Origin of the sequence: Bacteroides muris (ex Fokt et al. 2023), from assembly GCF_024704895.1 — a bacterium.
GTDB lineage: Bacteria > Bacteroidota > Bacteroidia > Bacteroidales > Bacteroidaceae > Bacteroides > Bacteroides muris.
Genome location: NZ_JAMZEE010000128.1, coordinates 1 through 471, shown reverse-complemented (window position 1 = coordinate 471; position 471 = coordinate 1). Strand labels below are relative to the sequence as shown.

The 471-nt window shown below is 51.6% G+C and carries 1 pseudogene; it reads left to right on the top strand.

The window, feature by feature from the left end:
- Window positions 1–471, top strand: a pseudogene (locus tag M1B78_RS18555) (hypothetical protein); the annotation flags it as partial.

Sequence of the window (471 nt, the reverse complement as noted above, 5' to 3'; positions counted from 1 at the left end):
CACGCTGGTCGGAATCTTGAATCTGTTATCCAAATACTCCCCTGAAGAATTGGAGAAGATTTTTCTGAGGAAAGACAGAGCTGACGGCACCCCCTTCCCCATAACCTTCGGAGATTGGGTCAAGTTCGGCGAGTTCATCACCGGTATTTCCGGAGGGTGCATCGACAAGAATGGCATCCTGGAAATGGAGGAAGGCATATTTAGGAAACGTCTGTTTGTTCCGGAGATTGCCTATAACCGCATTACCTACTTCAAGGGACGTATGTGTGCCTCTCCCGGAGGTGGGTGTACGGTCAAGGAGTGGAGTGCCAACGGTGACGGTAGCTACACCATAACCCCGGATTTGACGGATGCTGACGGATTGAGCCAGTTTGTCGATGACATTCTGACCACCTACTTCGTCACCAAGAACGCCGAAGGCAAGCTGCAGGGTTTCGAGGAGATGAAGTTCCGGGTGACTTCCGCAGACTA